This window comes from Clostridium bowmanii, from assembly GCF_018861315.1.
GTDB classification, from domain to species: domain Bacteria; phylum Bacillota; class Clostridia; order Clostridiales; family Clostridiaceae; genus Clostridium_AD; species Clostridium_AD bowmanii.
Genome location: NZ_JAHLDL010000116.1, coordinates 1 through 603, shown reverse-complemented (window position 1 = coordinate 603; position 603 = coordinate 1). Strand labels below are relative to the sequence as shown.

General features: G+C 46.4%; 5 tRNA genes. All 5 read right to left on the bottom strand.

Annotated features, from left to right (window positions below):
- Positions 1–4: 4 nt before the first annotated feature.
- The 5 genes from KPL51_RS23160 to KPL51_RS23140 all read right to left on the bottom strand — a co-directional run bounded on the left by KPL51_RS23160 (position 5) and on the right by KPL51_RS23140 (position 485).
- Positions 5–78: transfer RNA gene (locus KPL51_RS23160), tRNA-Gly, on the bottom strand.
- 19 nt (positions 79–97) lie between these two features.
- Positions 98–173 (bottom strand) — tRNA-Pro (locus tag KPL51_RS23155).
- Positions 174–185: 12 nt separating this feature from the next.
- Positions 186–261: transfer RNA gene (locus tag KPL51_RS23150), tRNA-Lys, on the bottom strand.
- A gap of 4 nt (positions 262–265) precedes the next feature.
- Positions 266–342 (bottom strand) — tRNA-Arg (locus tag KPL51_RS23145).
- Positions 343–410: 68 nt separating this feature from the next.
- A tRNA-Gly gene (locus KPL51_RS23140) sits at positions 411–485 on the bottom strand.
- Between the last annotated feature and the right edge of the window lie 118 nt (positions 486–603).

The window sequence follows — 603 nt, the reverse complement described above, 5'->3', positions numbered from 1 at the left end:
TATTTGGAGCGGGTAGAGGGAATCGAACCCTCGTAATTAGCTTGGAAGGCTAACACTCTACCATTGAGTTATACCCGCATATTGTAATATATTAAAATGGTCGGGGTGACAGGGATTGAACCTGCGACCTCATGGTCCCAAACCACGCGCGCTCCCAGCTGCGCTACACCCCGGCAATTTTTAAATGGTGCGACATCAGGGGCTCGAACCCTGGACACCCTGATTAAGAGTCAGGTGCTCTACCAACTGAGCTAATACCGCATAATGGTGTGTCTTAAGGGATTCGAACCCCCGGCCCACGCCTTAGAAGGGCGTTGCTCTATCCAACTGAGCTAAAAACACATGATAAAATTATTAAATATCTAGTCATATACTAAATGCCTAGTCATATACATATGCCTAAGCATATTTGGAGCGGGAGACGAGATTCGAACTCGCGACGTTCACCTTGGCAAGGTGACGCTCTACCACTGAGCCACCCCCGCATATGTTTATGGCAATTTATTTATAATATTTTACTTGTAAATAGTAATGGTGCAGGTGAAGGGACTTGAACCCATACACCGTAAGGCGCTAGATCCTAAGTCTAGTGCGTCTGCCATT